Here is a 745-nt window from a genome sequence, read left to right as displayed (position 1 = left end):
TGCTGCTGGCGGGGGGCGGCATCGTCGCGCTGACGGTGGCCCTCGATGCCGGGGCGCTGACGCCGCGGCTGGTGGCCGCGATCGAGGGGGCCACCGGCCGCGCGGCCACGCTCGGCGCCGTCTCGCTGCGCCCGGGGCTCGTGCCGCGCGTCTCGGCCGCCGACGTGACGCTGGCCAACATCGAGGGCGGCTCGCGGCCGGAGATGGCGCGCATCCGCCGGCTCGAAGCCAGCATCGCCCTGCTGCCGCTGCTGCGAGGTGAGATCGAATTCGGCGGCATCACGATCGAGGGCGCGGACATCCTGCTGGAACGCACCGCCCAGGGCACGCCGAACTGGGTGCTGGCGCGCCCCGCCGCGCCGGTGCAGGCCGCGCCCGCGCCGACGCCCGCCGAAGAGCGCCCCGCGCGCCGCCTCGCCATCGCCGAGATCCTCCTCACCGACAGCCGCGTCACCCTGCCCGATGCGCGCCTGGGCACGCTCACTCTCGCCGAGGCGCGCATCACGGGCATCGGCGACGACGCCCCGGCGCGCATCACCGCACGCGCCACGCTGCACGGCACCGCGCTGGTGCTGGACGCCGAGGCCCCCCTGCCCCCGCCCGCCGGCGCGCCCTGGCCGATCAAGGCGAGCCTCGCCGCCGGCGTGAACCGCTTGGCCGCGGAAGGCCGGATGCTCGGCGAGATCGCGCTGACCGCCGCGCTGCCCGAACCCGCCGCGCTGCTGCCGCTGCTGCGCGCGCTCGC

1 protein-coding gene is annotated in these 745 nt (G+C 78.0%); it reads left to right on the top strand.

The window, feature by feature from the left end; translation table 11 throughout:
- A partial coding sequence (locus HW577_RS25965) for an AsmA family protein (protein ID WP_198378952.1) occupies positions 1–745 on the top strand: 745 nt, incomplete at both ends.

Source organism: Neoroseomonas rubea (assembly GCF_016106015.1).
GTDB classification, from domain to species: domain Bacteria; phylum Pseudomonadota; class Alphaproteobacteria; order Acetobacterales; family Acetobacteraceae; genus Neoroseomonas; species Neoroseomonas rubea.
The sequence above is the reverse complement of the archived record's forward strand: the minus strand, read 5'-3'. Positions and strand labels throughout refer to the sequence as shown.